A 26,137-nucleotide genomic window follows, 5' to 3' on the forward strand; every position below is an offset into this window, starting at 1 on the left:
GACCCACGGCCCAAGAAGGATCACGCGGAGCCAGTGGGGAAATCCCGTGTCCGCGGGGAGTTCTCATGTCCGCCAGTGCGTGGGTCATCAAGTCCGCCACCGGGGCAGTCGCCCTGACCGTTGACACCACGCTCGACCGCAAGATGGAAGGTCTCGCCCGGCTCCTACTCCCTCGCCCTCCAGATCAACGGCCGCCGCTTCCCATCGGTTGCCTTCAGCATCCTCGACAGCTGACACCGTCCCGCCCGTCCTGATCTGGACGCCCATCACAAGACCGCCGGTGCCTCCCACCGCGGCCCCGTCCTCTACGCACACGATGAGCGGAAGTCAAGAAGTGCGCCGCGCGGACAGGGACAGGCCAGCTAGGCGCCCGGGGCCTTGCCCTGCCAGGCTTCGAGCCTGTCCCGGCACAGCTTGCACAGCGGGTTTCCGCCGAGCCCGTATCTGTGGCAGGGCTGGTGACATCGAGCGCATCGACCGACGTCCTTGAGCTGGCAGTTCAACGGGGCGGCGGCCGGGGAGGGTGCGGAGGGTGAGGGCACTGTGGAACCTTTCTTCTCAGCCACATAATCCACCGGCCTGCTTCTCTATTCCCGAAAGTCTGTTCAACCGATCGGCGGCCTTCGCTTGGTCTCCGCAGCCCACGGGCTTCGGCGAGGCAGTGAGCGCTTCTGCTCCGGAGGGGCTTTATGGGCTGTGAGGCCCGGGAGTGCCGTACTCGTGAGGCGAGCCGCCCCGCCATTCGATCCACGCTGGGTCGTCGAGGATCACTTGCGGGTCCGCTACGCCGGCACGGCGCAGAAACTCGGCGAGATCCCGCAGTTTAGCGATCAGGTTTCTGTCCGTATGGTGTCTGACCTGTGCTTTAGCGTGGCGTAGGTGTAAGGGACGTGCGGCGACTCATCGTTGCTCCTGCAGGAGCTGTGCTTCCAGGTCGGCGATGCGCTTGTCGGCGAAGCGGAGGTTCGACCGGGCGCCTTCGAGTCGTTCCTGGAGAGTGCGATGTTCGTCGGCGAGTTGGTGAACGCGGCGTTTGAGGGTGGTGTTTTCGGTGATGAGGGCCTGAACAGACTCGCCGGGGACCATGTGGTCGAAGTCGCGGATCTGTCCCATCAGTTCGCCGACCCGCTGACGCTGGACGAAGATCTCCTTTTGGGCGCGAGCGAGCTCGGCTTCGGCATTGAGAGCGCGCTCGCGCCAACTGGCTTCGATCCGCTCGTGCTCTGTCTGGCCGAGACGGTCATGACGGCTGCGGCTGTCGGCGACCGCGGCCTTGACCAGGGTGCGAGCGGAAGGGTTCTCGTAGAGAAACGTGGCTGAGACATCGGCTCGCTCAGCGATGGCCCGGACAGCGATTCGTCCGCGTTCACGCCTTAGCTGACCAATGGCCTTCTCAACTGCGGCGAGCTTCTGCTCGGTCTGGTGACGGCGGGCAGCGATGGCCGCAGCCGTTGAGGTGGGCCCGGGGCTCACGCGACTTCTCCTGTTCCGGCGCGGGCCAGTTCCTGGGCGCGGAAGGTGGTGGACCACACCCGCCCGAAGTAGTCCTGCGGGCGGCGAAGGTCCAGAGCCAGGGCCTCCTGTAGGAGGCCGACAGCGTCCAGAGCCTTCTCCAGGCCAGCGATCGCGCGGGCGGTGGGCTCGAAGACTCCATGGAGGTAGTCGGCGGTCGCGCTGTCCGGGGCGCGTTCGGCCAGTGTCCGCCACTGCTGACGCTTGCGGTGCCAGTAGAGAAGGTCAGCGCCGGAGAGGACGAACTTGTCGCAGTTGTGGCAGTCCAGCTTCCAGGGGCAGGCGTCCCCGTTGACGACGGGCTGGAAGGTGCAGAAGCCGCCTTCGGCTGGGGTGGACTGGCGGGTTAGATCAATCAGCATGGCCTTGGCCTGCTGACGAGACATGGGCTCGCCGCCGGAGAGGACGAGTCCGGGCTCGGGAGCCCCAGGCCCGGCGACCCAGACGGCTTGAAGAGCCTCTTCGAGCTGGGGGTCGGTGCTGGCGAGGTGGACATAGTGCTCAGCCATGGCTTCGGACACCTGGCCGAGGTATCGCTTGACGTGGGTGAGGTTCGCGCCGTTCTTCAGCAGGTTCGTGGCCAGGGTGTGTCGGGCCTGATGGGGAACACAGTGGGCGACGTCCAAGGTCTCCAGCCAGTCGTGGAAGGCCCGGTTGAACCAGCTGTAGCTGACCGCCTTGCGAAACTCGCGGTTGGCAGGCCGTCGCGGGAACAGGGCGATCTCAAGTCGTTCCTGCGCCGTGGGCTGCCGGCCATTCAGCTCGAAGAAGCGGGCCACGGTCTTCGCCTGTCGCTGCTGGATGCGGGCGTAGAGCCGTTCGGAGATGCGGATCGCCTCGTCGAAGTTGCCCACCTTCGTCTGGTCATGCCAGAACATTGGCAGGCCACCCAGGCGCCCGATGCATTCCAAGCGGACGGTAAGGACCTCGCTGCACCGGCGGCCGGTGATCACCAGCCCCTCCCAGATGTCGCGGAGGCCGCGGTCTTCGAAGTCGAAAGACTCGAACTTCTTGAGGTTGGTCTCGTCAGCAACCGCGCGGGCGACATCGTCGGGAAATGGGCGTCGTCGTCCGCTGGCTCTGCTGGCGGACGGAAGCGCGGTGACGAACTCCCTGGACAATCCGATCTGGTTGGTCTGGCCGTTGTCCAGGGCGGTCCGCAGGACACGCCGGGCGGTGTTGAAGAACCTGCCCATCGCCCCCTTGGAGGATTTGCGTTTTCTGCTGTAACGCGAGCCCTTCGGCAGAAGTCCCAGGGGTGGCAGTCCGTGTTGGGCCCGGTGCCGCTGATCTGCAACGAAGTCGAGCATGTGTTGCCCAGTCAAGACGGTCGGGTCATGACCGCCTGCAGGCGCCTGTGCTTCGAGGAATGCAGACAGCTCCGCGCATCCGCGTCGGAAGCCGTCGATCGTCACCCGGGCGCGTGGAGGGTCGGTGATGAGCCGGTGGGCGAGATAGTCCCAGAGCAGGTCACGCAGCCACTGCTGTGTGACGTTCGTAAGGTCCAGACAGCCGGCTCCCGGCCCCCAACTGATGCCGAAGTGCTGCGTCTGCAAGAAGCCCACAGCTTTGGTCTCCTCGCGGGTGAAGTAGACGACCTGCAGGTACTTCAGGGACAACCGGGCGACCGTGGCCGGCCGGTGAGGCAGTTCGGCGAAGTCGAGATCAGCGAGCGACGAGACCTTCTGCCGTCGGCAATGATCGGCGAGCTGCTGGACGTTGCTGATCGGCCAGACGGCCCCTTCCATCGGGACATTGGCGTGCTGGAACATCGCCCACTGGATCTCAGCCTTCGCCAACGGCCGCATCCCCAGGAGCGAAATCTGCCCGTCCAGGCGGCGGATCGGGCTCAGACTTTTCACCCAGCTTCGGAACGCTGCCTCGTCTCGGTAGGACACCGCCTCCGATCGCTCTCGCAGCTTGCGCGTCCAGCCGCTTTCGGGGGCCGCCCCGCCCGGCCGCCCCTCCCGTCGGTATGCGGCCATGTGCGGCCGGCACAATCTCAAAGGATCTTGAGCCAGGTGCGGACAGGCTGGAGCCTGGCATGGGCCAAACGAGGGGAACGGCTCGCAGGACGCCAGCCACGTCTGGAAGTCCGGCTCCTTGCCGTACTTGCGTCGGCCCTCAACATGCCACTTCCACCGCTTTTCGTGCTGATAGCACAGCCCACGTCGCGTCAATGCCGGCAGGTCCGGACAGACCACGCAAGGGTTCCGATCGACCTGTGAATACATCTCCAGCGGCTCGGCACCACGGACGAAGCCCGGATAGCTGACGCCCTTGCCCTTGGCCTCGCGCCACTGGGCCTGGTGGCTGAAGCACAACGTGCCGTGCGGCTGTGCCGATCGCTGGCACTCCGGCACCCGGCACCCCCACCCATAGACCGCATGGTCGCGCGGCAGTCGGATGATGTCCTCCCGGAAGACCGGATCGAATGACGGCGCCTGCATCAACGCGGTCAGAACTTCCAGCCTGTCCCGCACCGTCCGGCTCGCCGTCCCCGCCGCAGCCACTGGCAGCAGTCGAGCCGTCCCCACTGCAGCAGTCACTCCTCCTCACCCCAGACTGTCTGAAGGGCGGCAGTGAATTGTGGCGAGTGCAGGTCAGGATGCCCGTAGACCTCGTCGACCATCTGGGCTGAAGCCCAGTTCCCCACAGCCTTGGCCACGAACGGATTCCCACCCGTGACGTCCAGGACGTCGTTGGTGATCTGGTGCCGGAAAGCCTGCGGCTTGATCCGCCCGGGAAGCTCCGCCCTCCGGCCAGCCCTCCGCAGCATGCCGCGGGCCGCATCCGTCGACCACGGCTCGCCCCGCCTCGGGCCTGCCAACTGGATCAGCAACATGCCGTGCCCCGTGGCGAATTGCGCGTACTCGCTGGTGATGTAGGCGAAGTAGCTGCTGATCATGGCTGGGCTGACCCGGTAGATCTCCCCCTTGGTGACCACCCCGTCGACTACGACCCAGTCCGGCTTGATCTTTGCAGCGGCCCGGTTCGGGTTGCCCGGCCGGTGACACACGTGCAGGTGTGGGCTTTTGCAGTCGCCGCACTCCGCGTTCTCCCGCAAGTGCAGGTCGCTGAGGTGCAGGCCGGTCAGTCCGCCAATCCTCAGACTCGTGTCGGCCAGCCAGGTCACCACCATCGCGTCGCGGGCGGTGTTCACCGCCTCCAGCAGACCGTTGCGGTAGCCGTCGGGCAGCATCTTGGGGTGGCGCGGCCGCGTGCCTTTCCGTGGCGCCAGCGGGTTCGCTGGCATCGACGTCATTACGTGCCCCAGGAAGCTCCGCCGACGATCGGCCTGCGTCGGCAGCCGTCGGACCTCCAAGGCCGTCTTCAGCTCATCGTTCACTCCCATCCGCGAGCACTGGTGCAGGTAGAAGCCCTTCATGCAGGCGGCCAAGCAGGAAAGGGCCGACGTGCCATACGGGCGCTTCGGCGGCATTCGCCAGGGCTGTCCGAACGGCATCTGCACCTGCGCGCCCATAGCCCCCATGTACCGGTGCAGGTCCAGCAGCTTGACCGTCTCGGTTCTGAGCCTCTCCCGAACGCGCCACCGCAGGTGATCGACCAAATGGTAGGCGTAGGTCTTCTGTGTGCCGCTGCCGTCATACATGCGCAGGAAACTGTCGGACTCCTCGTCCACCGCGCCGTCTGGCCACACGATGGTGTACGACCACCCGCCGCCAGCCCGCTTCATCGGCTGGACCCTCAGATCCCCCAGAACCATCTCGCTTCTCACCAGGCAACCCCTCCTCGCGCACGTAAGTGGCGTAGAGGCTTACCAAGTTCGGTAAAGGCGAACGGATCGGTTGCGTCTTCCCTACCAACGAGCGAACCGGTCAACTAGGAGCTGATCGGTAAAACCGGGGCCGTAGGCCATTCCGAGGGGCTCGGCGTCGATCGTCACCCGCCGTCGCCGGCCGGCGGGTGCACCACCACGAGCGGGTGCGCAGCCACCGTAGAGGCATGTTTTGTCCGTACGTGGCCGATCCTCAACAACTGCCACCAGGGCAGGAACTGGCCAACAGATGCCTCGGACCTGCCGGCAAGTTGACCGCGAGGCCGGCACGCGTCATAGGTCCTCTACCGCATCCGCTCACGGGTGCGTGACCCGCAGCGCTGGCCGCTTCCCCTTCGCCCGCTCAAGGGTGGCCGTGTATCCGCCGGTCCGGAGCACGGCCGCGTACTGGTCGAGATACGCCTGCTCGTCGGGCCCGTCGTGCCAGCACCGGACGGTGCGGGGGCTGGCCTGGGTGGCACGGTGGCCGGGCCGCCAGGCAGGGCCGCGGGTGGAGTCGGGGTGTCCGACGGCGGTGAGGTAGTGGGCGACGTCGCATGCTCGTGTGCGGCTGGTGGCCATGGTGTCTCCTGGCGGGTCGAGTTTGGCACGTGCGAAGGCCCCGCGCCTCTTCGTGAGGGCGGGGCCTTCGCGTTGCATGGCGGGCTGCGGGTCGGTCAGATGCTGCGCTGCCCGTGGTCTGCTCGGCGGCCCAGGGACGGGCGTCCGTGCTCACGTCGCGCCGGGCCCGGAGGATGGGGTGCTCCAGGATGCCCGCGCTCTGGGAGGTCGCCGGCAGCGGACGTGTCAACTCTGCCAGTTCGAGGGGCGGGGTGCCCGTCCCCAGGTTCCCACCCCTCGAAGGGTCAGCTGGCGGTCGGGGTCGTGATCTGTACGAGGAAGGAGGTGTTGGCCGTCACGTCGTGGCCGAGCGTCACGGCGTGCTGGGGCAGCGCGCCGAGGAGGTTCAACAGGGGTTGATCGTCGGTGGCGCTGGTGGGCAGGAGGCCGAAGACGTCGGGGTAGCGGTCCTCGGTCGTGGCGGTGAAGAAGTCTCCGCTGGTCACGGTGCGGTCCGTGTCTGCCGGGGCCGGGTCGGTGCCCGGGGTGATGCGGGGGAAGAGGATCCGGGTGACGTGCCCTTCGCTGGCCAGGGTCAGGCCGAGCCAGGTGGCGAGTTGGTCGGGGAAGAACTGGGGCTTGAGCTCCTTGCCCGAGTCCTTCCCCGACCAACTCCCCACCCAGCACACCCGGTCAACGACACACCCGATCAAACGGACACGCCACCGGCGAGTGAACCTGACCAAGCACTACTAGGTCCTCGGGAAGAAGAACGGCCGACTCAACCATGCAGGCTGACTTCCTGAGCGGCCTCTCGCAATTTTCGCCGGGAGCCTCTGCGAGGTCATGACCTCCGGTGTCACAGTCCTGATCTGCACCTCCTCGGACTCCTTCCACTCGTCGCCCGCATTTTGCCAGACAGCAGCAAACCCACCCGGACCCCAGTAGCTGCCGCTGGCATTGAATTTTCCGTTATCGTCGGCTGGAGGCCGGACCTGCCATCCACGGTTTGACTTCCTGAATCTGCAGCTCCGCCCCCGCCAGACCTCTGCCCCGCACAACGACGTCCGCCCGGCCATTTGCGAAAGTCGCCGTGACGATCACAGGCCTGAGCCTGGGTTCTTTGCTCGAATGTCTTCGAACTGACGGTAGATACGCCGGAGCGCGTCCTGCATCTGAGTGCCCACAGCGGTGGCGAAGGCACCGGCATCGGGGTCGGCAAGTCGTTCAGCAGCAGCATAGATCCCCGGCCCCAGGCCCCCGTCCGCCTTCTCCACATACGCCCATGCCGCGCCCAGTTTCGTGTGGAAGTCGCTCCACTCCTGCACCCGCGCCGTGGCCCACGCTGCATCATCCCACTTTTCCTCGCCCGCATCGCCGTAATACCGGTCGGCAGCCGCGCCAGCGTCAAGGAAATCCTTCACCGCCGCCTGCCAGTCTTCCAGAGCCGTCTCCAGACGCCCGACCGCAGCCCTCGCCCGCTCGCCACGCAGACTGTACTTGTTGTCATCCCCCGTCGTGTTGATAACGTCAGTGGCGTCCTTGGCCAGCTGGAAGGGCAGCTCACCGCCAACTGACGGGGCCAGCAGCGCTGTCCGCACCGACTGTGGGAAAAACTTTCTCAGCTCGAACTTTATCTTACCGCCGTCGATATCCCCGTTGAGCTTGCCGAAATCCGTGTTCCGAAAATTCCACGTGCTCGGATCCCAAAGCCTCTTGAGAGCCCCGCGGATGTCCTCCACCACATCCCGTCCCGTCCCGTCCCAGGACGACTTCACATAATCTTTGAGTGCTACCAAGCCTGCGGGATGAGCGTCGGAGTAAACTTTGCGGTCCAGGATGCCAGTTTTGGCGATGGCGGCAAGGAGACCTTCCTGTAGTGACCAGCAGTGAAGCCCGAGGAGATCAGCCGTTGTATCCGGCTCGTACCCGACTTCCAGAGTCTTGCTGCCGGAGAAAACATGGTACGTCTGACTCTTCTCCGGAACGGGAAGGAATGCATCGACGCGAGTGAAACCCGCATGCGCCAGTTCAGGCCAGAGTAAACCCTGGTTAATCTTCCCGGGGCCAGCAACTAAAATATTTTCAGTCCCCGCAAGCCGGATACGGCGGAACCATTCCCCGGAAAAGACATAGAATTCCTTCACGACACCGGGCACCGGAAGAACCGCATCGACAGACGTGAAATTGGGCGAATCGCCATGCTGGAGAGAAGGCCAGTAGGCGAGGATTTCCTGTGAACCTTCCAAAGGGCTGGGGTTCCCGATTTCGATACGCCGGTAACGAGTACCGCTGAAAACGTAATATTGATTCGGGCCGGTATCGGCCGGCATGACGGCGTCCACCACATAGAACGACTGACTTCCGATTACCAAAGACGGCCAGTTGACCTCATCAACGTCTGTTGTGCCCTGTAACAGCACCCTACGGTTCTGCATCCCCTGAAATCCCCATACCCTGGCCTGGTCCCCGCCGAAGACGGCGAACTGTTGCAATGGATTCTCCTGGAGATCAACGATCACGTCGACCGGAAAGCCGGAAGAACGGTACGGCCCGCGCACCAGCACGCTCGAGCCGCCCAGCGCGCCCGTTAAGGGGATGGTGATGAGCCGGGAGTTCTTGCCCTTGAAGACGTAGTAGTCAAAGGTGCCGGGCACCCTGATCACCCCGTCGATCCGGTCGAAGTCGTCGTCGATACCATCGGGCGACTTGCCAAACAGAGCCGGCCACGAGTCAGCGGTGATCCTGCCCGCCGCCAGCCGCTGACAATCCTCTGGCCGATTGCCCATCTGGGCAAGGACGTACTTATTGCCTTCGAAGAACCAGAATCGGGTATTCACTGGATCAGGCATCACGGCGTCCACACTCGACAGGCTAATCTCCCTGTACCCATGCTTGCGCAAGCCGCTGAAATATTTCCCATCGAGCGACTGCTCATCCCTTTTAGGGGCCATAATAGAAGCACCCAATACGATCGCCCGCCTATACCTGGGAGGGGAGTCCATAAAGACATACCGCATAGATCCAAGAAGGCCGCCAAGGGCGCTCGCCGAAGAAGTGAAACTAGCTGCAGCAATTATCTTTCCGTCTTCTTCAACGAACGACGGCTTCTCACCCCAGACCGGCGCAAAATTCCCGATTTTACGCGAGTAGAATCCTCGGTAGAAGCCAGAGGATCCCCCGGGATCGCGAGAGAATGCATAATACTCATCAAGATAAGCAAGGCCCGGGATGAATGCGTCAACTTTCTTGATCGGATCATCCCCGACGGAGAGCACGCTCCAGTCGCGTTCGAATCCTGCAGGGAGGCGGAAGTCCGGCCCCTGGCGCCGCTTCGCCCGCTCCTCAGCTTTGCCCCGCCCTGTTGAGAGAGAGTCAACTGCGGAGGGATTGAGTGGCTGGTAAACGAACAAATCTGCGTAAATAAACTTCCCGTATTTTGCGTGTTGACTGTATGCAAATGTCCCCGATTCGGGGACCTGAGGATTATAGGCCGCATGCTTGGCGATTTCGCTCATCCGACGGGCGCCTCTCTTGAAGTCGGCGTGAGCGGTCTGCAGCCACGTGGCGATATTGGGCACAGAATTCGTCAAGGCTTTCGAATCTGCAATGCTTGTGACGGTCTCGGCCAGGTGCTCGATAGTCTCCAGCTGATCCCTGTAACAGAACTCCAGGCCGTCCCGGGGAGTGTCGCCTCGGTGATCCACGGGGAGTTCCGTCGGAGAGGTGTCCAGGCCATCGAGAAGTGTTTGCAGACCGCTCCCGGCCATGTCCCGTAGTTGCCGGTACAGGCACACACTCAGATGGCAGAACACACGCCGCCGTGTCGCATCGGGCGCGGTGCCAGGGGTGCCGTACAGCCAGTCGTTGTACAGCGTCTTGCGGTCCTCGGTCCACTCGGCCGCCTGGATTTCCTGGTCGAGTTTGTCCCACCATGCTTTGTCCAGGTCCGCGAATCCGGCTCCCTTCTGCAGCACCAGTGCTGCCAGATTGTCGATGGTGGCGATGGTGACCTGTGCATCATGAGCAGCGGCCGACTCCAGACGCAGCGCCTCGCCGCCCAGAGCCGTAGCCATGTCCCCGAACGCCTGCGCCCACAGTGTCTTAGGAGCCTTGGCGAGGTCAGCCTTGATTTCCGCCTTCACCCACGTGCTCACCGCGTCCTCGGTCTTCTTCTCCTCCGCGATCTCGGCCAGCTCCCGCTGTCTCTCCTGCAACACGGCGTACAGGGCGGCCAGGCCCCAGCCCACCGGCCCGGCCCCCATCAGATCCAGCATCGCGAACGCCGACAACCAGGCACCGAGCTCCACCACTTTCTCGCCCGCCGCCTTGAAATCACCGTGCACAATGTCGTTCGCCACATACAACGCCGTGGCCGGCTTAAACCACCGCGGATTGAGCGCCAGCACATCCGCCGCCCTGCGCAACGGCGGCGTCCCTTTGCGGAAAGCATCCTCCAACAGCCCAGGAGCCGTCAGGACAGCCAGCGTCATCTCCGCACTGAGCCCCTCACCGCCCGGACCGAACTTCGCCCGGAACTCCTGCAGACGCGCTTCCTTCCCCTGGCCCCCCACTGTCAGCTCCCGGTTCACCATCCCGGTCGCCGCACCCAGCTCCCCCTTCATCAGCACCGACGTACCCGGCACGACATTCCCCGCCTTCGACCACACACCCCTCCCACCCGGCAAACCCGTCATCTCACGACCGGTCACCGTGACCTCACGCGCCGCCAGGCCGGAATCCCGCCCGACCGCCTCCCACGCTGGCCGCCAGATATCCAGATGCCCCTTCACGTCGTCGGAGAGGTTCGGATCGTTCGGATTGATCCGCCGTTGCACGTCCACCGGCTGAAGCAAAGTGCAGTCCCCTTCGATCTCGTCGGGGGCGATGGAGGAATCCTTTTCCGGCCCAGTCGGAGCCAGGGGGATGCCGTGTGGCGGACCATAGTTCGCGAAGATATCGACAACGCGGTTACCGGATATTGTCTTCCTGCCGTAAGTACCCTTGGGCGGGCAGAGGTGTTCATACTGTAGTTCGCTTACCTGGATCTCCTCATGCAACAGCAACTCCCCCACATCTCCTGTGTCTGCTGCAAGTGGCGGCCCCGAGGCAGGCTGCCAGTACGTGTGGCGGACTGCCCCCCTGAGAGCGGATTCCGTGGACAGCTCGCCTTCACAAGTCGTCGCGGCCTTCCGCAATACGTCGGCCTGGTGTTCGAACTGCCGAAGGGTCTGGAGCCCTTCAGGGTCTCCTTTACGCCCGAACGTCGCTTCCCAGTGCGCGGTGGCTTTCAGCCGGAGGAGCTCGGAATGCAACTTCCACATAATGCTACGTACGCGGTGGGCGCCATAGATGGCTCTCCAGGTCAGCGGGCCTTCGGTACCGTCGGGCAATTTCAGTTTCTTGGACCCCTCGATTGCCCGCAAAGCCGCTTGCCGTGATTCCTCCCGCGATCCGGTGAAAGTCTCTTCATCTTCACCTTCGGAGCCGTATTCGTAAAGCGAATCATCAAAACCCACCACCCGAAGTCCGCGGTTTAATCTTGCCATAAGAGAATCGCCGTACGCACTCCTGTCCGGTATCATCTTCCTGTGACGCTCGGACGCCAGGGCTCCTGTCACGGCATGCACTCCATGCAACTTTTCATGAGCCTGCAATGTGGCGGGGGATGCAATCCTGTCCGGACCGCCCGCCGACAATGACTTATAGCGCACGGCGTATCGAGGATTCATGTTGATGACGCTTACCGAACCCTGAGGAAATCTACGCCAGAGTGCCTCCACTTTAGTCCATTCGGAAGGAATCTCGGCATCCCCTTCGCGGAAATTCGTAAATTTATCAAGTTGCTCTTCCAGTTCACCCAACAAAGGGTCGTGATCTTTACCAACCCAACGGGCCTGGTATTTATCTATGCACTGATGCGAGGCGGGATGGACATTCTTGTGCATGGACGCACGAGTCCCCGGCACCACCAGCAGGGTGTCAGGGGCCAGGACGGCCTGAAATCCCACCTGAGAGGTTCGAGACTCAGCAGTCTCGAAGCCCGCCCAGTGCATTCTTCCACGGCTCAGCGCATCCTTCACCTCCTGGGTCAGGGTACTGTCTCCGCCCCCTGCAGGAGGAACATCATTAGGCGGGATGGGACGAGTATTGTCGCGCATGCCGACGAGCCACCTCCCGTTCGGCCCTTGCTCGTCCAGCAGATCCAAAATATCTGCTTCACGGTCCAGATATTCCTGCAATGCCGCCACATCCGCCCCTGGTGCTGTAACAGGATCGGTGAACGTGTCTATGGGCACATACGTTTCCATGCTGGATCTGTCGCTGCTGCGAAACAAACGGTGAGGGTAGACAATTATTCCCGGCCTCACCCGGTACACCCATATTTCCTTCGTGGCGTACGGGCCAGCCGCAGACTTTACGGGCAGCTTGATCTTGTAGACGTTTCCGCCGCGCGTGCCCGTAACGGGGTCCTCGATCTCCCGATTCCGTGGATCGATTACAACATTTCCATGCTCGCCTGTCAGCCTGAAACGTGTGGATTTCGGCATATCGGGCACCCTTTCTTGCCGTTGACTACTCAGGCTGAACTCGTAGCCTCCGGTTATCTGTTCGCGGAGTGGTTCAAGGTGAGGACAGCGGGCGGGAACGAGATGCATCCGAATCTTTGAACCGGACTGGGGTCGGAACTACCCAATCCGGAAGGCTCGGGCTCGGGGGCTATGGCTCGCTGCTTTGTATGGTAGGCGTTGCGGACAATCTGCGCAGGCTGGAGCAGACGGTGGTGGTGAAGCCAGGGAACCTGGCCTGTTGAGTCGGGGGCCAGGGCTGGTTCAAAGTCTCGGTGGCTGGGAGTCCGTGCTGATCAGGGCAGTTGAAGGAGGCCGAGTGGCCGGGTGAAGGGTGCGTGGGAGGACTCGCGGAGGCCGGCGGCGATGTTGCGGTGTCCGGCGGTACGAAGGGTGTTGATGGCGACGAGGCTGCGGAGGGTGGTCATGTTCTCCCGGCCGTGTCCGGTGCGGATCTTCGAGGCATCGTCGGTGAAGGTAGTGTCACGGACGTGGTGGAGCCGGTTCTCGATCACCTTCTGTGACCGGGCCGGGTGCCCGATGTGCTGCGGGGAGGCCTCGTGCGAGGCCAGGTCGGTGATGGCGTAGACGGTCTGCCGTGTCGTCCTCCCGGTCTTCGTGTCGGTTCGGGGCCGCAGGATCTTCGCTGCCTGTGCCACGTGCGGGAAGTCGAGAGCGGGACGAGATCACCGTCGACCTGGGGATCCTCACAGCCCGCCGCTACGACCTGAGCGCCGATCGCACCCGTGCCATCAACCGCCTGCGAGCCTAGCTGTTGGAGTTCTTCCCCGCTCTGGAACGCGCCTTCGACTTGAACACCTCCAAAGGCTCCCTGATCCTCCTGACGGGTTATCAGACACCTGCCGCTCTACGGCGGATCGGCCAGGCGCGTCTGGCCTCGTGGATGTCCAACCGGAAGGTCCGCAACGCCAGCTCGGTTGCCGCCACTGCCATCGAGACGGCACACGCCCAGCACACTCAGGTCCCCGGCGAGAAGACCGCAGCCGCCATGGTGCACACCCTGGCCCGCGCGGTGATGATCCTGGACGAGGAGATCGCCCGCATCGACGCCCTGATCGAGGCCAGGTTTCGCGAACATGAACATGCCGAAGTCATCACCAGCATGCCCGGCATCGGCACCCTCTTGGGGGCCGAGTTCATCGGCTGCATCGGCGGCGACCTCGCAGCGTTCGGCACATCGGGTCGGCTCGCCGGTGTCGCCGGCCTGGCACCGGTCCCCAGGGATTCGGGCAGGATCAGCAGGAACATGCGCCGCCCACACCGCTACCACCGACGACTCCTGCGCGTTTTCTACCTCTCAGCCCATGTTGCGGCCCGCTGCTGTCCCACCTCCCGGGCGTTCTACTCCCGCAAGAGGAACGAGGGTTATAGAACTCCTAACGAAATGATCATCAAGGTGGTTGGATCACTCCGGGGGCGTTGATCCGGGGGTGTGGGGTGGCTCGGCCGAAGCCATGGAAAGTCGACGACGACTTGTGGGCGGTGATCGAGCCGCTGTTGCCAAAGGTAGTGCGTCGGGTCCGGCATCCGGGGCGCAAGCGGCATCCGGACCGGCTGGTGTTCCAGGGCATCCTGTTCGTGCTGCATACCGGGATCTCCTGGGAACATCTTCCGCAGGAACTCGGCTTCGGTTCGGGCATGACCTGCTGGCGCCGCCTGGCCGAGTGGACCGAGGCCGGCGTGTGGCCCCGGCTGCACGAGGTCCTCCTCGCCAGGCTCCGCAGCGCGAATGCCCTGGACTTCTCCCGGTCGGCAGTCGACGGCTCCCACATCCGCGCCTTAAAGGGGGAACCAAGACCGGACGAAGTCCTGGTGACCGGGGCAAAACCGGCAGTAAGCACCATCTGATCACCGACGCCACCGGCATCCCGCTCGCCGTCACTCTGACCGGCGGCAACCGCAACGATGTCACCCAGCTGATCCCACTTCTCCAGGCTGTGCCTCCCGTGCGGGGCAAACGTGGTCGGCCCCGACGCCGACCGGACGCGGTGCTCGGTGACCGCGGCTACGACCACGACAAGTACCGCCGGCTCGTCTGGGGCCTCGGCGTGAAGCCGCTGATCGCCCGCCGTGGCACCGAACACGGCTCCGGACTCGGCAGCCAACGCTGGGTCGTAGAGCGCGCGTTCGCCCACCTCCACTGGTTCCGCCGCCTGCGGATCCGCTGGGAAATCCGCGACGACATCCACGAAGCGTTCCTCACCCTTGGATGCGCACTCATCTGCTGGCGACGCCTGCATGCCTTGAAAAGTGGGCATGAAATTTAGTGCCATTGAGATCGGTGACGGCGCAGACGGTCGTTGGGCCGCGCATGTCCGTCCAGCCATGGCGAAGGCGCAGGACTGGCTGACCGAGCAGGGACGCACCCCCGAGGGCGCAGCGCAGGCCCGACAACTCTTCGACACGCACATGCCCGAACTGGTCCCCGTGCTCGACCGGCTCGCGGATCAATTGGAATCGCCTCAGGCCAGGACCCTTCTCACCATGGCGACCGTGCGTCCGTTCTTCTCCGGCTGTACCCAGATCGGCCACGAGGGCACGCTGCTCAGAAACTACGACTTCGCCCCGGACCACTGCGAAGGCACCATCGTCTCCTCCCAGTTCCTCCGCCCAGTGATCGGCATGCAGGAAGCAGGATGGGGCCTGCTGGACGGCATGAACGACGCCGGACTCGCAGTGTCGCTCACCTTCGGCGGTCGATTCGTCCACGGACCCGGATTCGCCATTCCCTGAGGCGCCCCGAAGTTTCCGGACAGGCGTCCAATAGGATCGTCTGGAACAGGAAATGAGGAAGCAGAAGTGGCGCCACCCAGCAAGTACACCCCGGAGTTCCGCGAAGAAGCCGTCCAGATCGCGTTGCGGTCGAGCAAGACCGTCACCGAGATAGGACGTGAGCTCGGCATCAACCCGGAAACGCTCCGAGGCTGGGTGAAAAAGCATCAGCAGCGCAGTGGACCAGCCGCGGACGCACCACTGACCCTGCCCGAACGGGCACGCCTGAAGGAGCTTGAACGCCGCGTCCGGGAAGTCGAGATGGAGAACGCCTTCCTGAAAAAAGCCGCCGCGTACTTCGCGAAGGATGCCCAGTAGCAAGCAAGTACGAGTTCATCGAAACGATGCGGCTCGACACGACGGAGTACGCGTTCCCCGTCGAGTTCATGTGCGTTCGGCTCGACGTATCTAAGTCCGGCTACTACGACTGGCGAAACCGTCCAGATTCCGCGATGGCTCAACGTCGAGAGGAGTTGCAGCTGCTCATCCAGAACGCCTTTGAAATGTCCGACAGCACTTACGGCTACCGGCGCATCCATGCCCATCTGGTGCGGTGGGGCCACCGAGCCGGCTTGGAACTGGTCCGCCAACTGATGCGTGAGCTGGGCCTGGTGCCCTGCCAGCCCCGGCCCAGGCGTGGGTCCCTTACCCAGGCCGCTGACGGCGCGGTGCCGGACCTCGTCGGCCGCGACTTCACCGCCACAGCACCCGGCGAGAAGCTTGTCGGCGACATCACCTACATACCGACGACAGAGGGTTGGCTGTATCTCGCAACCGTCATCGACTGCTGCACCAAGGAAGTTGTCGGGTATGCGTTGGACGATCACTACCGGACACCACTGATAACTCGCGCTATCCATAACGCAGTGCGAAACCGCAAGCTCGCTAAGGGGATGATATTTCACAGCGATCGCGGCAGTAACTATATGTCCGCCGAGTTCGCCGGTGTCCTGAGCGAGCTTCAGCTCCAGAAGTCCGTCGGACGCACAGGGATCTGCTTCGACAACGCTATGGCCGAATCGTTCTTCGGAACCCTGAAAAACGAACGCGTGTCGCGCGTAACATACTTGACTCGCGAGGCCGCACGGCAGGACATCACTCGCTACATCGAATTCTGGTACAATCACAAACGCCTTCACTCGGCAGTGGACTACCGCCCTCCTCGCGAAGTCCACGCCGAGCACCAGAAGTTGCGAGCAGCCGCGTGAAATAGACCGTCAGACGACTGTCCGTAAAACGCGAGGCCCCTCAGGCCGACTTCCTAGTCGCCGAGGGGGTGGTCGACGACATCAGCCACGAGGGCCTTCGGGTCCTGCTCCGCCAGGAGGGCGTGTCCTTTCAACGCCTGAAGACCGTGCGCCGTGAGGCGCTTGTTTGCCGAGTGGAGGTGAAAGACCTCGCCCCCAGGTCGTCGCAGCGACCTGGGGAAGCTGGGGGCAGCCTGACCCAGGAGGTGCTGGGGAGGGTGGGAAGCAGCCCCGACAAAGTCGGGCCGCGTCGGTACTGCCAGACGGTGCGGGCCCGGTGAGCAAGACGGGAAGGTGTACGAGAGGAACCGGTGCAAAACACCTCGTTAAGCGTTAGCCAGCTCCAATCTGGTGGATATGGGCTGGTACTGCGGTGCGTGTCAACCAAGGTTGAGGAGCGACACCCGTGCACACCAGTGCCATTGGCGTGCACAGCCCATGCGGAAGGTCTGCGGCGTACGCATGGGGGCCGCCGGGGCAAAGCCGGGCACCTAACCCGTCGATCGGTAGCAAGTGAACACGGGAACCGTCGCGTTCCGATCTGGCCAGACCCACAGCCAGTGGTCCGACCAGATAGGGGCACCGTCCCCCGAAGGGGCGCGACGGGGCGGAGCCGTCGTAGTAGTCGGAGGCCGGGAAAGCCGGCCACAGGGCGAAGGACGGCAGCGAGTTGAGCAGTGGAAGGACTGTCATGCCGGGAGACACGCCGGTGAATATCGGCGTCTTGCTGAACAGCCCGTACCGGGCCGAACGGCGAGTACTGGAGATTCAGACGAAACTGCACCATTGGGCGAAGGAGGCCCCGGACCGCCAATTCGGGGACCTGTTCAACCTCGTGGCGGACCCAGCGTTCCTGGTCTTGGCCTGGAACAGGGTCCGGGAGAACAAGGGTGCCCGGAGCGTCGGGGTAGACGGCGTGTCCGTCTCCCTGATCGAACGCTCTGTACTCGGTGCGGAAGGGTTCCTGGAGGAGGTGCGTGCCTTGTTGAAGGCGCGAACCTTCCAACCGGTCCCGGTGCGGGAGAAGACGATTCCCAAAGCGAACGGAAAGGTCCGTCGCCTAGGTATCCCTACTATCCGCGACCGCATCGTACAGGCGTCCTTGAAGCTGGTACTTGAGCCTATTCTGGAGGCGGACTTCCACTCGTCGAGCTACGGATTCCGTCCAAGACGCAGAGCCCAGGACGCGATCGAAGAGATCCGTTACTACGCCCGATCCCGCTACGAGTGGGTGTTTGAGGGCGATATCGTGGCCTGCTTCGACGAAATTGACCACACGGCCCTCACGGAGCGCCTACGGCGACGAATCGGAGACAGGCGCGTATTGGCGCTCGTTAAAGCGTTCTTGAAGGCGGGCGTGCTCAGCGAGGATGGCGTCAACAGGGAGTCCTATACCGGCACTCCCCAGGGTGGGATCTTATCCCCGCTCCTGGCCAATCTCGCGCTGGAAGTGCTCGATGAGCACTTCGCTGCGAAGAACAGGGTTTTCAAATGGTCGAACCAGCGGGTCAGGCACCGGAAACGCGGAGGCGCCACATACCGCCTTATTCGGTACGCGGACGACTTCGTCGTCATGGTGTTTGGCCGTCGGGATCAGGCCGAAGCCCTGTGGGATGAGGTGGGCGATATTCTGGCTCCGATGGGGCTACGACTCCATCCGGAGAAGACCCAGGTAACGCACATCGATGAGGGCTTCGACTTTCTGGGGTTCCGTATCCGGCGGCACCAACAGAGGGGAAGCACACGGCGACTGATCTACTCCTACCCATCGGACAAGTCTCTTGCGTCCGTCAAGCGGAAGGTGAAGATGGTCACCAAGCAGGGAACCCACCGGCCCGCAGAAGAGGTGTTCAAACGCCTCAATCAAATAACCCGCGGATGGGCCCTCTATTTCAAGCACGGCGCCTCCAGTCAAGCGTTCAAGGACCTCGACCACTTCCTGTGGTGGAGGCTGAATCGCTGGCTGGCGAAGCAACACCCGCGTCAAAGCATGAGATGGATTATCCGGCACTACTTCCGGCAGAGCCGGTGGTGGCCGGAGGCAAATGGAGTGCGAATCAGGCCCGCAGTCGATACGCACATCGAGCGATATCGATATCGAGGGTCGCGGATTTCCAACCCGTGGGTCCATCGTCCGGAACCGCAACCTTCACCCTGATGGAAACTCGTGGAGAGCCGGATGCCTGGTAACAGGCACGTCCGGTTCGGGTCGGCGGCCGGGAGAAACGGGCCAGGCGAGAGCCTGGAACCGCGCTCCCGGCCGACCGCACTGGAAGACTTCACGCGACCCCAACTACGCGGCCAAGAAGGCCCGCATCGAGCATCTCTACGCGATCGCCGACGACGAGGTCATACCCGAGGAAGGCGAGCCCGAAGTCATCTTGTGCATGGACGAGTTCGGGCCGCTTAACCTCCAGCCCCACCCCGGTCGGCAATGGGCCGAACGAGGGGGCCGGAACAAGGACCTCGGCCGCGAGCCCAGGCCCCGACGCCGGGCGACCTACACCCGCCCGCACGGGGTCAGACACCTGCTCGCCGCCTACGACTTGAGCGAAGACAAGCTCTACGGCCACATCAAACCGAAGAAGAACCGTACGAGGTTCCTGGAGTTCTGCCGCTACCTGCGCAGCCTCTACCCGCCCCAGATCCGCATCGCGATCGTGCTCGACAACTTCTCCCCGCACCTGACCACGAAGAAGGACACCCGGGTCGGCGACTGGGCCACGGCCAACAACGTCGAGTTCGCCTACACACCGACCAACAACTCCTGGCTCAACCGCATCGAAGCCCAGTTCACCGCCCTACGCTACTTCGCACTGGACGGCACCGACCACGCCAGTCACAAAGAACAGGGCAGCATGATCCGCCGCTACATCATCTGGCGCACCCCCAAACAACCGGCGCCTGGTTCTACGAGAACTCCCTCATCGGAGACATCGTCATCGTCAAGAACTCTCCCGACGAGACCATTCGCCCCGACAACGGCCTCAATGCCTGGAACATGCACTGGAACGACAGGGTCAAAGGCAGCGCCCTGAACTGACTTCGACCCGCCACGCTACGACCGTCGTCGACAGCGCGAACCAACGCGCCGAGCCAGCGGCATCATGCACAGCCAAGCGCGCGCCGGATCAACGGCGTCGTTGGTCAGGGCAACGGCCGGGCCGCTCCGCCTCGTTCGGCGGAACGGCCCGGCCGGGTCCGGTTGTCAGCGGCGCGCGCCTGGCACCGTGAGGGTCAACGGGCCACTGCCGTTGGCGACTTGGACTGGGAGCTCGCGGCGGAGGGCGCCGGCGGTGAGGCGGAGGGTGACCCGCCAGTCACCCGGGGGGCCACCGCGCAGTCGGGCGTGGGCGCGGTAGCGGTCGCCGGCGCCGCGTTCGACGGTGGTGCGCAGGGCAACGGTGCGGGTGGCGTCGCGCAGCACGAACTGGAGGGTGGCGTCGACGGGGCAGCCGGGGAGGGTGAGGCCAGCGGCGACGGTGGTGCGGCCGGTGCGGGTGCGGGCGGCCGTGCCGTGCAGGTCGGCGCCGAGCGGGCGGCGGGCGCCGTCGTGGTCCAGGTCGAGGTGGAGGTGGCCGTGCGGGGAGGAGAGGAACAGGGCGGCGACGGTGGGACCTTCGGGGCCGTGACTGATGACGCGGGGGGCGGTGTCGGTGACCGGGTCGCCCCCCTCTGGGACGAGCCAGACCTCGCGGCGCAGGGCGGGGGCCGGGGCGTCGGCGGCGTCCTGGGTGCCGTGCGCGGTGATCCCCAGCTTCAGCGCCCAGACGCCGTCCGCCAAGGGGGCGCCGCCGGCCGCGGTGGCCGGGTCGAGGGCGGCGTGCCAGGTGTCACCGTCGGGGCCGTAGGCGGCGGGGATGCGGTGGTGGGCGCCGCTGCGGTGCAGGACGAGTTCGACGGCGTCGGCGCCGACGGTGTGCAGGGTGGCGGTGCCGCGAAGGTGGAGGAGGCCGCCGATCCACTGGACGCCGTCGAGGCACTGCCGGACCGCGATCCGGTCGGTGAGGTCGAAAAGGGCGTCCGGCAGCGGATGGTCCGCGTCGCGGAAGTGCGGGTAGGCGGCGTAGGCGCGGCCGCCGTCGAGGCGGGGCGGGCTGGGGGTCCGGTCGGGGCCGGCGTCGGCGGCGACCACGGCGTCGAGTTCGGCGTCGAGGCCGGCGCGCAGGCAGTGGGCGCGCAGCCGCAGGCCGGGCGGGAGGGCGGCGAGCACCCGGTCGGTGAGGTAGGCGTCGACGAGGGGGCGGGCGGCCTCGCGCATGGCGCGGCGGCCGGCCTCGTCCCGGGCGAGGTAGGGGGCCGCGAACGGCATGAGTATCTCGCCGTGGAAGTGGCGGATCAGAAGTCTGTCGCGGTCTTGGCCGGGCGGGACCTCGGCGGCGAGGCCGGCCAGGACGGTGTCGATGTAGGCGAGGTAGGCGGGCCAGTCCATGTCCTGGCGGGAGGCGTTGCTGTCGTCGTCGCGGCCGTGGAGGTAGTAGCAGTCGTAGTCGGCGAGGACGGAGACGACCTTGGCGCGCAGCAGAGCGGTGATCCCGAAGGGGAGGTCCTCGGCGAGTAGGCGGCCCTCGACGAAGCGCAGCCGGTGGCGCTCGACGAAGGAGCGGCGGAAGAGCTTGTAGGCGGCCAGGGTCCAGTAGACGGGCGAGTCGTAGATCGAGACGTGGGGGTTGGTGGTGCGCAGGTCGACGGGGGCGCCGCGGCCGCCGGCGCCGACGATGCGGCCGTAGACGACGTCGGAGCCGTGCTCCTCGGCCATCGCGATCAGGCGCTCAAGGGCCTCGGGGCCAAGGTGGTCGTCGGAGTCGAGGAAGAAGACGTAGTCGCCGGTGGCGCGGTCCAGGCCCACGTTGCGGGGTTTGCCGGCGCCGCCGGAGGGCGGCTGGTGGAGGACGGAGAGGTGAGGGCGGGTGGCGGCGGCCGCGTCCAACCAGGCGCCGCTGCCGTCGGTGGAGCCGTCGTCGACGGCGATGACCTCGATGCGGTCCGGGTCGAGGGTCTGGGCGAAGACCGAGCCGAGGCTGCGGTCGAGGTAACGCCGGGTGTTGTGAACCGGCACGATCACGGTGACGGTCGGCGCTGCGGGGCGCTGGTCACCGTCGTCGACGGCGGTGTTCTGGGGCACGGGAAACGTGACCTCCGTTCCTAATTCTTGAGCAGGACCTTAAGCCTTACTGCCCGAGGGTGAGTATGGCTTTGACGATTCGAGTCAGCCGGTTGAGCCTGATTCCATTGTCGCCAATACCAACCACACATCATCCGCGGATACTTCAGCAGCCCCCAGGCCCACTAGCCCTCGAATAGAACCCCTTTGAGTTTCGAGTAAATAGCTACGTCGGAATAGTCACTTCCCGATTTTACCGGCTCGGTCACATTCGGAGATGGTGCCGTCCGCGATGGGCATCCGCATCTGGGGGGGGAAGCCCTGTACTCCGGTAGGCCTCCATTCCTTCCGCTCCCTACTATAGCTAGCGCCAAACCGAGCGCGAACCGGGGACCCGCTGACTACGGACGTAACGACACGTAGCAATGAAAGCAGATGCATATAAGCCGGTTTTGGGTCGAGCGACGGTTAAATCGACTCTATCTGCGACACCGTGGTGCGGCAATCGACGAAAGTTGACCACCCAAACCACGCTGGCTTCACTTGGGGTCGCGCCGGCCCGACAGGCGCGGACGGACTTGCGGGTTATGCGGTCGCGTGGAGCACGCTACGTGGCGTCTTGGTGGCGTGAAGCCCGACCGCAATAGCCTCCAGTGACACAGCCGCACCAAGATCTCCGCCGACCTCCGCCAGATGCTTGATTCATCTATGGCCTGTCGTTGATGCGCGTAGTCTCCCTTGGCTGCACAAAATCATCTTTAGGCGCTTTCCTTCATTTTCTCTCGACACCCAACCGACTGAATGGTTTGATCTTCGTCGTCCGTGATCTTCCGATCTCGGAATACATGTCGAGCGGGGTCGGTTGACGGCTCCGCGAGGAGGTACTTAGTCCATGCGACGCACCAGAACTGCACGCACCATAACGTTGCTCACGACAACGGCTGCGACCCTCGCACTGGCCGCCCCGGCTATAGCTGCTACTCCTTCAACCCAGCTGGGCATGTTGGTATTCCACGGGGATGACATCCGTCAGTATTCCCTCGAGTGCACCCCTGACGGCGGCACGCACCCAGATGCCCCTACGGCGTGTGACAAGCTGCGCAAGGCGGACGGTAACCTCCTGACCCTCAGGCCTGGATCCCACCCCTCCTGCCAGGAGTCCGAGACAGACCCCGTCGATGTCGAGATCATGGGCACGTGGAATGGCTTGATCACCGTCTTCAATGAGCGGTACCCGAACCCCACTTGCGCGAAGGCATCCGCAGGCCTCGTCATTCCCATCCACTAACTGAACCCCTTTCATCCTCCGAATCTGCGGGCTAGATTCTGGCAGCCCGTCAGGTCACTGGCCTGTGGTGTTGCATTGGCACCGGGCAGGCGGACCCCCAGGGCAGTTGCAAGCTCCGGAGTTGTGCGGCTGGTCGGGTAGTGACCGGTTGGGGTGGATAGCAGGGCAGGCACGGGCTTCGTGATCATTGTGGTGTCTGAAGCCCAATGATCATGAGGTGGCCCGTGCCTGCTGTCATATCTTCTCTTGTCCCTGCTGTGCTGGTGAAACTAGGGCCGCTGGATGCGGGCCGGGTTGCTGATCTGCGCCCCTACCTCGACTCGGTGCCAGACCCGCGCTCGCGGCGGGGCCGGTGGTACTCGCTGACGGCGATCTTGCTGGTGTGCGCCTGCGCGGTTGTCTCGGGCGCAAAGAGCATCGACGAACTCGCAGAGTGGGGCGAGCGCGCCTCGGACACGCTGCTGACGGTCATCGGTATACTCCGCCATCCACTGAGGTGGCGGCGCACTCCGGCGCCGACCGTGATCGGGCGTGTGCTGGTAGCCGTCGACGGTGACGCCCTGGACCAGGTCGTGGGCGCCTACTTGGCTGACCGGCACCGCCGCGCTAAGAGGTCCTAACAGAAGTGGTTGATCATGTGACTGTTGGTCTATCCGCTCGTTGGTCTGGTCGTGGGGAAGCGTCAGTCGCGGCCGTGGATCGTGTCGGATGAACTGTGGGCGCTGGTTGAGCCGTTGCTGCCCAAGCCGGGGCCGAAGTTGGTCGAGGGACGTCCGAGGGTGCCGGACCGGCAGGCGTTGTGCGGGATCCTGTTCGTGCTGCACACCGGCATCCAATGGGAGTATCTGCCGCAGGAGTTGGGCTTCGGTTCGGGCATGACCTGCTGGCGGCGGCTGTCCGCGTGGAACGAGGCCGGGGTGTGGGACCAACTGCATGTGCTGCTGTTGAAGAGGCTGCGGTCGGCCGGGAAGCTGGACTGGTCGCGGGCGGTGATCGACTCCTCCCATATGCGGGCGGCCCGCAAGGGCCCAAAAGCGGTCCCAGCCCGGTTGACCGCGCGCGGCCTGGCAGCAAGCACCACGTCATCACCGACGGCCAAGGCATCCCGCTGGCGGTGTCGCTGACCGGCGGCAACCGCAACGACGTCACCCAGCTTCTGCCCCTGCTCGACAAGATCCCCGCCGTCGCCGGGATTGTCGGCCGGCCCCGCCGACGCCCCGACGCTCCGTTCGCCGACCGTGGCTACGACCACGACAAGTACCGGCGCCTGCTGCGGCAGCGGGGCATCCGTCCCGTGATCGCCAAGTGAGGAGAACCACACGGCTCCGGCCTGGGCATCTTCCGGTACGTCGTCGAACGAACCATCGCCTGGCTGCACGGCTTCCGCCGCCTACGCATCCGATGGGAACGACGCGACGACATCCATGAAGCCTTCCTCGGCCTCGCCACCTGCCTGATCACCTACAGACACGTCCAACGCCTTTGTTAGGACCTCTACTGTAGAGGGGTGACCATCGTCTGACCTGCGGCGCAGCATGCATGTTCGGGTAGCTCGTTGCGTCTTCGTGCAGTACGTCGCGGAGATTTACATGATCGTTTTCCCATTGCTTTCCCAGTTTCCCGCCCGATCGGGTCGGAAGGAGGAAGGCGCGCCGGAGCCTGGCAATGGTCTCCGGATTCCTGCCCTCACCACCACCCACGTGATCTCGCTGTACCGAGTGCTGTTGGTCGGTCATGGGTGACGTGGACGAGTATCTGGCGGTGCTGCTGCCTGTGGCGATGTGATCGTCGCGCAGGTGCTGCACTGCGGCCGGGCAGCTATGGGCCTGGTTGAGCTGGCTCCCCAGGTGAACCTGCCTGCTGGTGCAGTCCCTCGCCGCGGACGCCGGGTCTTGGCTACGGGCTTGTCGTGCCGTACGTCGTGCTCCTGTCGAAATCTTAGTTTGAGGACGGCCCTTCGTCGTCGGAGCTGGATTCCATCTCGTGCCTCTGACGGACGGTGGGCAGGCAGGTACTCGCCTGCCCACCACTTGTTGCCGCGACGTCCGAAATCGGGCGTCGCCCCCGAGCTATTACTGGTGGCCAGGCAAGTGCATGCTTCAGCTTGTCGTGCCCGTTGTGCGTAGTCCTATCTGTCCTTGCCTATGGGGCAGTTGCGGCATGCCAAGTAGTCTCCCCCTTGGCGCTTGACCAGATCGGTCATGATGTGCTGCTCGGTCCCGTCGTGCAGTGCCCGGGGCGTCGTGATGCATACGATCTTGCCGCCGATCTCGCCCCGGAAGCCGTGAAAATTTGGCCCAAGGTCGAGCACGACTAGATCGTGTGCAGCGTTGCCGGAGCCGTCTTTGGGATTCTCAGGTTCCGCTATCCGGCTCTGCTGTGGGTCAGGCGTCATGGATGCCGTCACACGAATCCGATGGGTGGAGGCTGATTGCCTCATTTTCCCTGTGTGCAGGACGCCTAAGAGGCGCGGGGTCTCTTGGCCCCGGAACTCGCCTTCCGTCTGGAGTGTAAATCACTCGGGCGCCCTTCGGGGCCACTCGAATTGCCTGCATTTTTCCCTCTGTTAAGTGAGGCGAGCCCGCAAAGTTTCGCTCCACGGTGAGATTTTCCGCTTAGCGCATTGCTGACGAGTTCGGTGCTTCCCCTGTACTGCGCACAGTTGCACGCTAAGTGCCCTAAGAGGGGTTGCGGCCAGTTTGAAGATCGGCCAAGGCGAAGGTTGTGTGCCCCAGAAAGCAGGGGCCGCCTCATGCATCACGAGACGGCCACCACAAACACAGATAAGCATCACCAGGTCGGCCACTAACCGACCGAGGCGTGCTTGGAGGGTTCGGCGTGTTGCGACCACGCCGGCGACAGGATAGCGCCTCTGGTGCGGGCTTGTCATGACTGCCAGTGAGTGGCAGAGGTTCCCCCGAGATACGGAGGGTGTTGACAGATGGTTCTCTGAGAGGAGCATCGACCATGGCTGCACCCAGGAACTGCTCGACTGGCTCAGCCCGATCGAGTTCGAGGAGAAGTACTACACCAAGCAAGCGACGGCCGAACCGGCGAACCTGAACACCCGTCAACCCTCTCTGACCAGCTGATCAGCACCTCTCGCGCAGCGGGGGAACCTCAGGCTTGCTCTGTTCCCCGGGCGCCCGCCCGGAGGGCTAGTACTCCAGTTGCAGTTCGCTATTTGCGCTGGTCAGGGGCGTCTTCTTGAGTGTAGTGAGCTGACGTGTCGTCATGTGGCGGTTGTTCGTGACCGGTCGCGCGGCGTCTGTAGTGGCAGCGCTT

17 protein-coding genes and 3 pseudogenes are annotated in these 26,137 nt (G+C 64.2%); 11 read left to right on the forward strand and 9 right to left on the reverse strand.

Annotated elements, in window-relative coordinates:
- Positions 1-900 precede the first annotated feature (900 nt).
- The 7 genes from ACLJT4_RS40780 to ACLJT4_RS40810 form a co-directional block, all read right to left on the reverse strand.
- Positions 901-1,473, reverse strand: a complete 573-nt coding sequence (locus tag ACLJT4_RS40780) for a DUF6262 family protein (protein ID WP_411130132.1) — start codon at positions 1,471-1,473, stop codon at positions 901-903.
- A complete protein-coding gene (locus ACLJT4_RS40785; RefSeq protein WP_411130134.1) occupies positions 1,470-4,061 on the reverse strand; it encodes a tyrosine-type recombinase/integrase in 2,592 nt (863 codons plus the stop codon). Before ACLJT4_RS40785 ends, ACLJT4_RS40780 begins: the two co-directional genes overlap by 4 nt.
- Positions 4,058-5,251 carry an integrase gene (locus ACLJT4_RS40790; protein WP_411130136.1) on the reverse strand — a complete coding sequence of 398 codons (1,194 nt, stop codon included), beginning with the start codon at positions 5,249-5,251 and terminating at the stop codon, positions 4,058-4,060. The genes ACLJT4_RS40785 and ACLJT4_RS40790 overlap by 4 nt, the downstream gene beginning before the upstream one ends.
- A 357-nt stretch (positions 5,252-5,608) precedes the next feature.
- Positions 5,609-5,872 (reverse strand): hypothetical protein, encoded by a 264-nt coding sequence (locus ACLJT4_RS40795; RefSeq protein ID WP_411130137.1) that lies wholly within the window; start codon positions 5,870-5,872, stop codon positions 5,609-5,611.
- A gap of 284 nt (positions 5,873-6,156) precedes the next feature.
- Positions 6,157-6,531 carry a hypothetical protein gene (locus tag ACLJT4_RS40800; RefSeq protein WP_411130138.1) on the reverse strand — a complete coding sequence of 125 codons (375 nt, stop codon included), beginning with the start codon at positions 6,529-6,531 and terminating at the stop codon, positions 6,157-6,159.
- A gap of 420 nt (positions 6,532-6,951) precedes the next feature.
- Positions 6,952-12,162, reverse strand: coding sequence for a hypothetical protein (locus tag ACLJT4_RS40805; protein ID WP_411130140.1), 5,211 nt, complete (start codon positions 12,160-12,162; stop codon positions 6,952-6,954).
- Between the two features lie 554 nt (positions 12,163-12,716).
- Positions 12,717-13,079 (reverse strand): hypothetical protein, encoded by a 363-nt coding sequence (locus tag ACLJT4_RS40810; RefSeq protein ID WP_411130141.1) that lies wholly within the window; start codon positions 13,077-13,079, stop codon positions 12,717-12,719.
- A gap of 11 nt (positions 13,080-13,090) precedes the next feature.
- Between ACLJT4_RS40810 and ACLJT4_RS40815 the strand changes: the two are divergent.
- The 7 genes and pseudogenes from ACLJT4_RS40815 to ACLJT4_RS40845 form a co-directional block, all read left to right on the forward strand.
- Positions 13,091-13,813, forward strand: a pseudogene (locus tag ACLJT4_RS40815) (transposase); the annotation flags it as partial.
- A 65-nt stretch (positions 13,814-13,878) separates the two neighbouring features.
- Positions 13,879-14,708, forward strand: a protein-coding gene (locus ACLJT4_RS40820) for an IS5 family transposase (RefSeq protein WP_411130142.1) whose coding sequence is annotated in 2 segments (ribosomal slippage) — positions 13,879-14,205 and positions 14,208-14,708 — 828 coding nt in all. Because the reading frame shifts where the segments join, the coding sequence is not laid out codon by codon here.
- A 58-nt stretch (positions 14,709-14,766) separates the two neighbouring features.
- A complete protein-coding gene (locus ACLJT4_RS40825; protein ID WP_411130143.1) occupies positions 14,767-15,174 on the forward strand; it encodes a carcinine hydrolase/isopenicillin-N N-acyltransferase family protein in 408 nt (135 codons plus the stop codon).
- A 66-nt stretch (positions 15,175-15,240) separates the two neighbouring features.
- Positions 15,241-15,531, forward strand: coding sequence for a transposase (locus ACLJT4_RS40830; RefSeq protein WP_411130144.1), 291 nt, complete (start codon positions 15,241-15,243; stop codon positions 15,529-15,531).
- 17 nt (positions 15,532-15,548) lie between these two features.
- The gene (locus ACLJT4_RS40835; RefSeq protein WP_411130152.1) at positions 15,549-16,421 is read left to right on the forward strand and encodes an IS3 family transposase; all 873 of its coding nucleotides are present in this window, start codon (positions 15,549-15,551) and stop codon (positions 16,419-16,421) included.
- 730 nt (positions 16,422-17,151) lie between these two features.
- On the forward strand, positions 17,152-18,618 hold the full coding sequence (ltrA, locus tag ACLJT4_RS40840; protein WP_411130146.1) for a group II intron reverse transcriptase/maturase: 1,467 nt from the start codon (positions 17,152-17,154) through the stop codon (positions 18,616-18,618).
- 112 nt (positions 18,619-18,730) lie between these two features.
- Positions 18,731-19,345: pseudogene (locus tag ACLJT4_RS40845) on the forward strand (transposase); the annotation flags it as partial.
- A 323-nt stretch (positions 19,346-19,668) separates the two neighbouring features.
- Here the strand turns inward: ACLJT4_RS40845 and ACLJT4_RS40850 are convergent.
- The gene (locus ACLJT4_RS40850) at positions 19,669-21,585 is read right to left on the reverse strand and encodes a glycosyltransferase family 2 protein (protein ID WP_411130147.1); all 1,917 of its coding nucleotides are present in this window, start codon (positions 21,583-21,585) and stop codon (positions 19,669-19,671) included.
- A gap of 979 nt (positions 21,586-22,564) precedes the next feature.
- Here ACLJT4_RS40850 and ACLJT4_RS40855 point away from each other — a divergent pair.
- The 3 genes and pseudogenes from ACLJT4_RS40855 (at position 22,565) to ACLJT4_RS40865 (ending at position 24,341) form a co-directional block, all read left to right on the forward strand.
- On the forward strand, positions 22,565-22,852 hold the full coding sequence (locus ACLJT4_RS40855) for an SSI family serine proteinase inhibitor (RefSeq protein ID WP_411130154.1): 288 nt from the start codon (positions 22,565-22,567) through the stop codon (positions 22,850-22,852).
- Positions 22,853-23,076: 224 nt separating this feature from the next.
- Positions 23,077-23,472 (forward strand): transposase family protein, encoded by a 396-nt coding sequence (locus ACLJT4_RS40860; protein WP_411130148.1) that lies wholly within the window; start codon positions 23,077-23,079, stop codon positions 23,470-23,472.
- 51 nt (positions 23,473-23,523) lie between these two features.
- Positions 23,524-24,341: pseudogene (locus ACLJT4_RS40865) on the forward strand (IS5 family transposase).
- Positions 24,342-24,980: 639 nt separating this feature from the next.
- Here ACLJT4_RS40865 and ACLJT4_RS40870 read toward each other — a convergent pair.
- On the reverse strand, positions 24,981-25,163 hold the full coding sequence (locus ACLJT4_RS40870; protein ID WP_411130150.1) for a hypothetical protein: 183 nt from the start codon (positions 25,161-25,163) through the stop codon (positions 24,981-24,983).
- 577 nt (positions 25,164-25,740) lie between these two features.
- Here ACLJT4_RS40870 and ACLJT4_RS40875 point away from each other — a divergent pair.
- On the forward strand, positions 25,741-25,944 hold the full coding sequence (locus tag ACLJT4_RS40875; protein WP_411130151.1) for a hypothetical protein: 204 nt from the start codon (positions 25,741-25,743) through the stop codon (positions 25,942-25,944).
- Positions 25,945-26,137: the final 193 nt, after the last annotated feature.

It is taken from the genome of Streptomyces sp. x-19 (assembly GCF_046549115.1).
In the GTDB taxonomy this organism is placed as follows: domain Bacteria; phylum Actinomycetota; class Actinomycetes; order Streptomycetales; family Streptomycetaceae; genus Streptomyces; species Streptomyces albulus_C.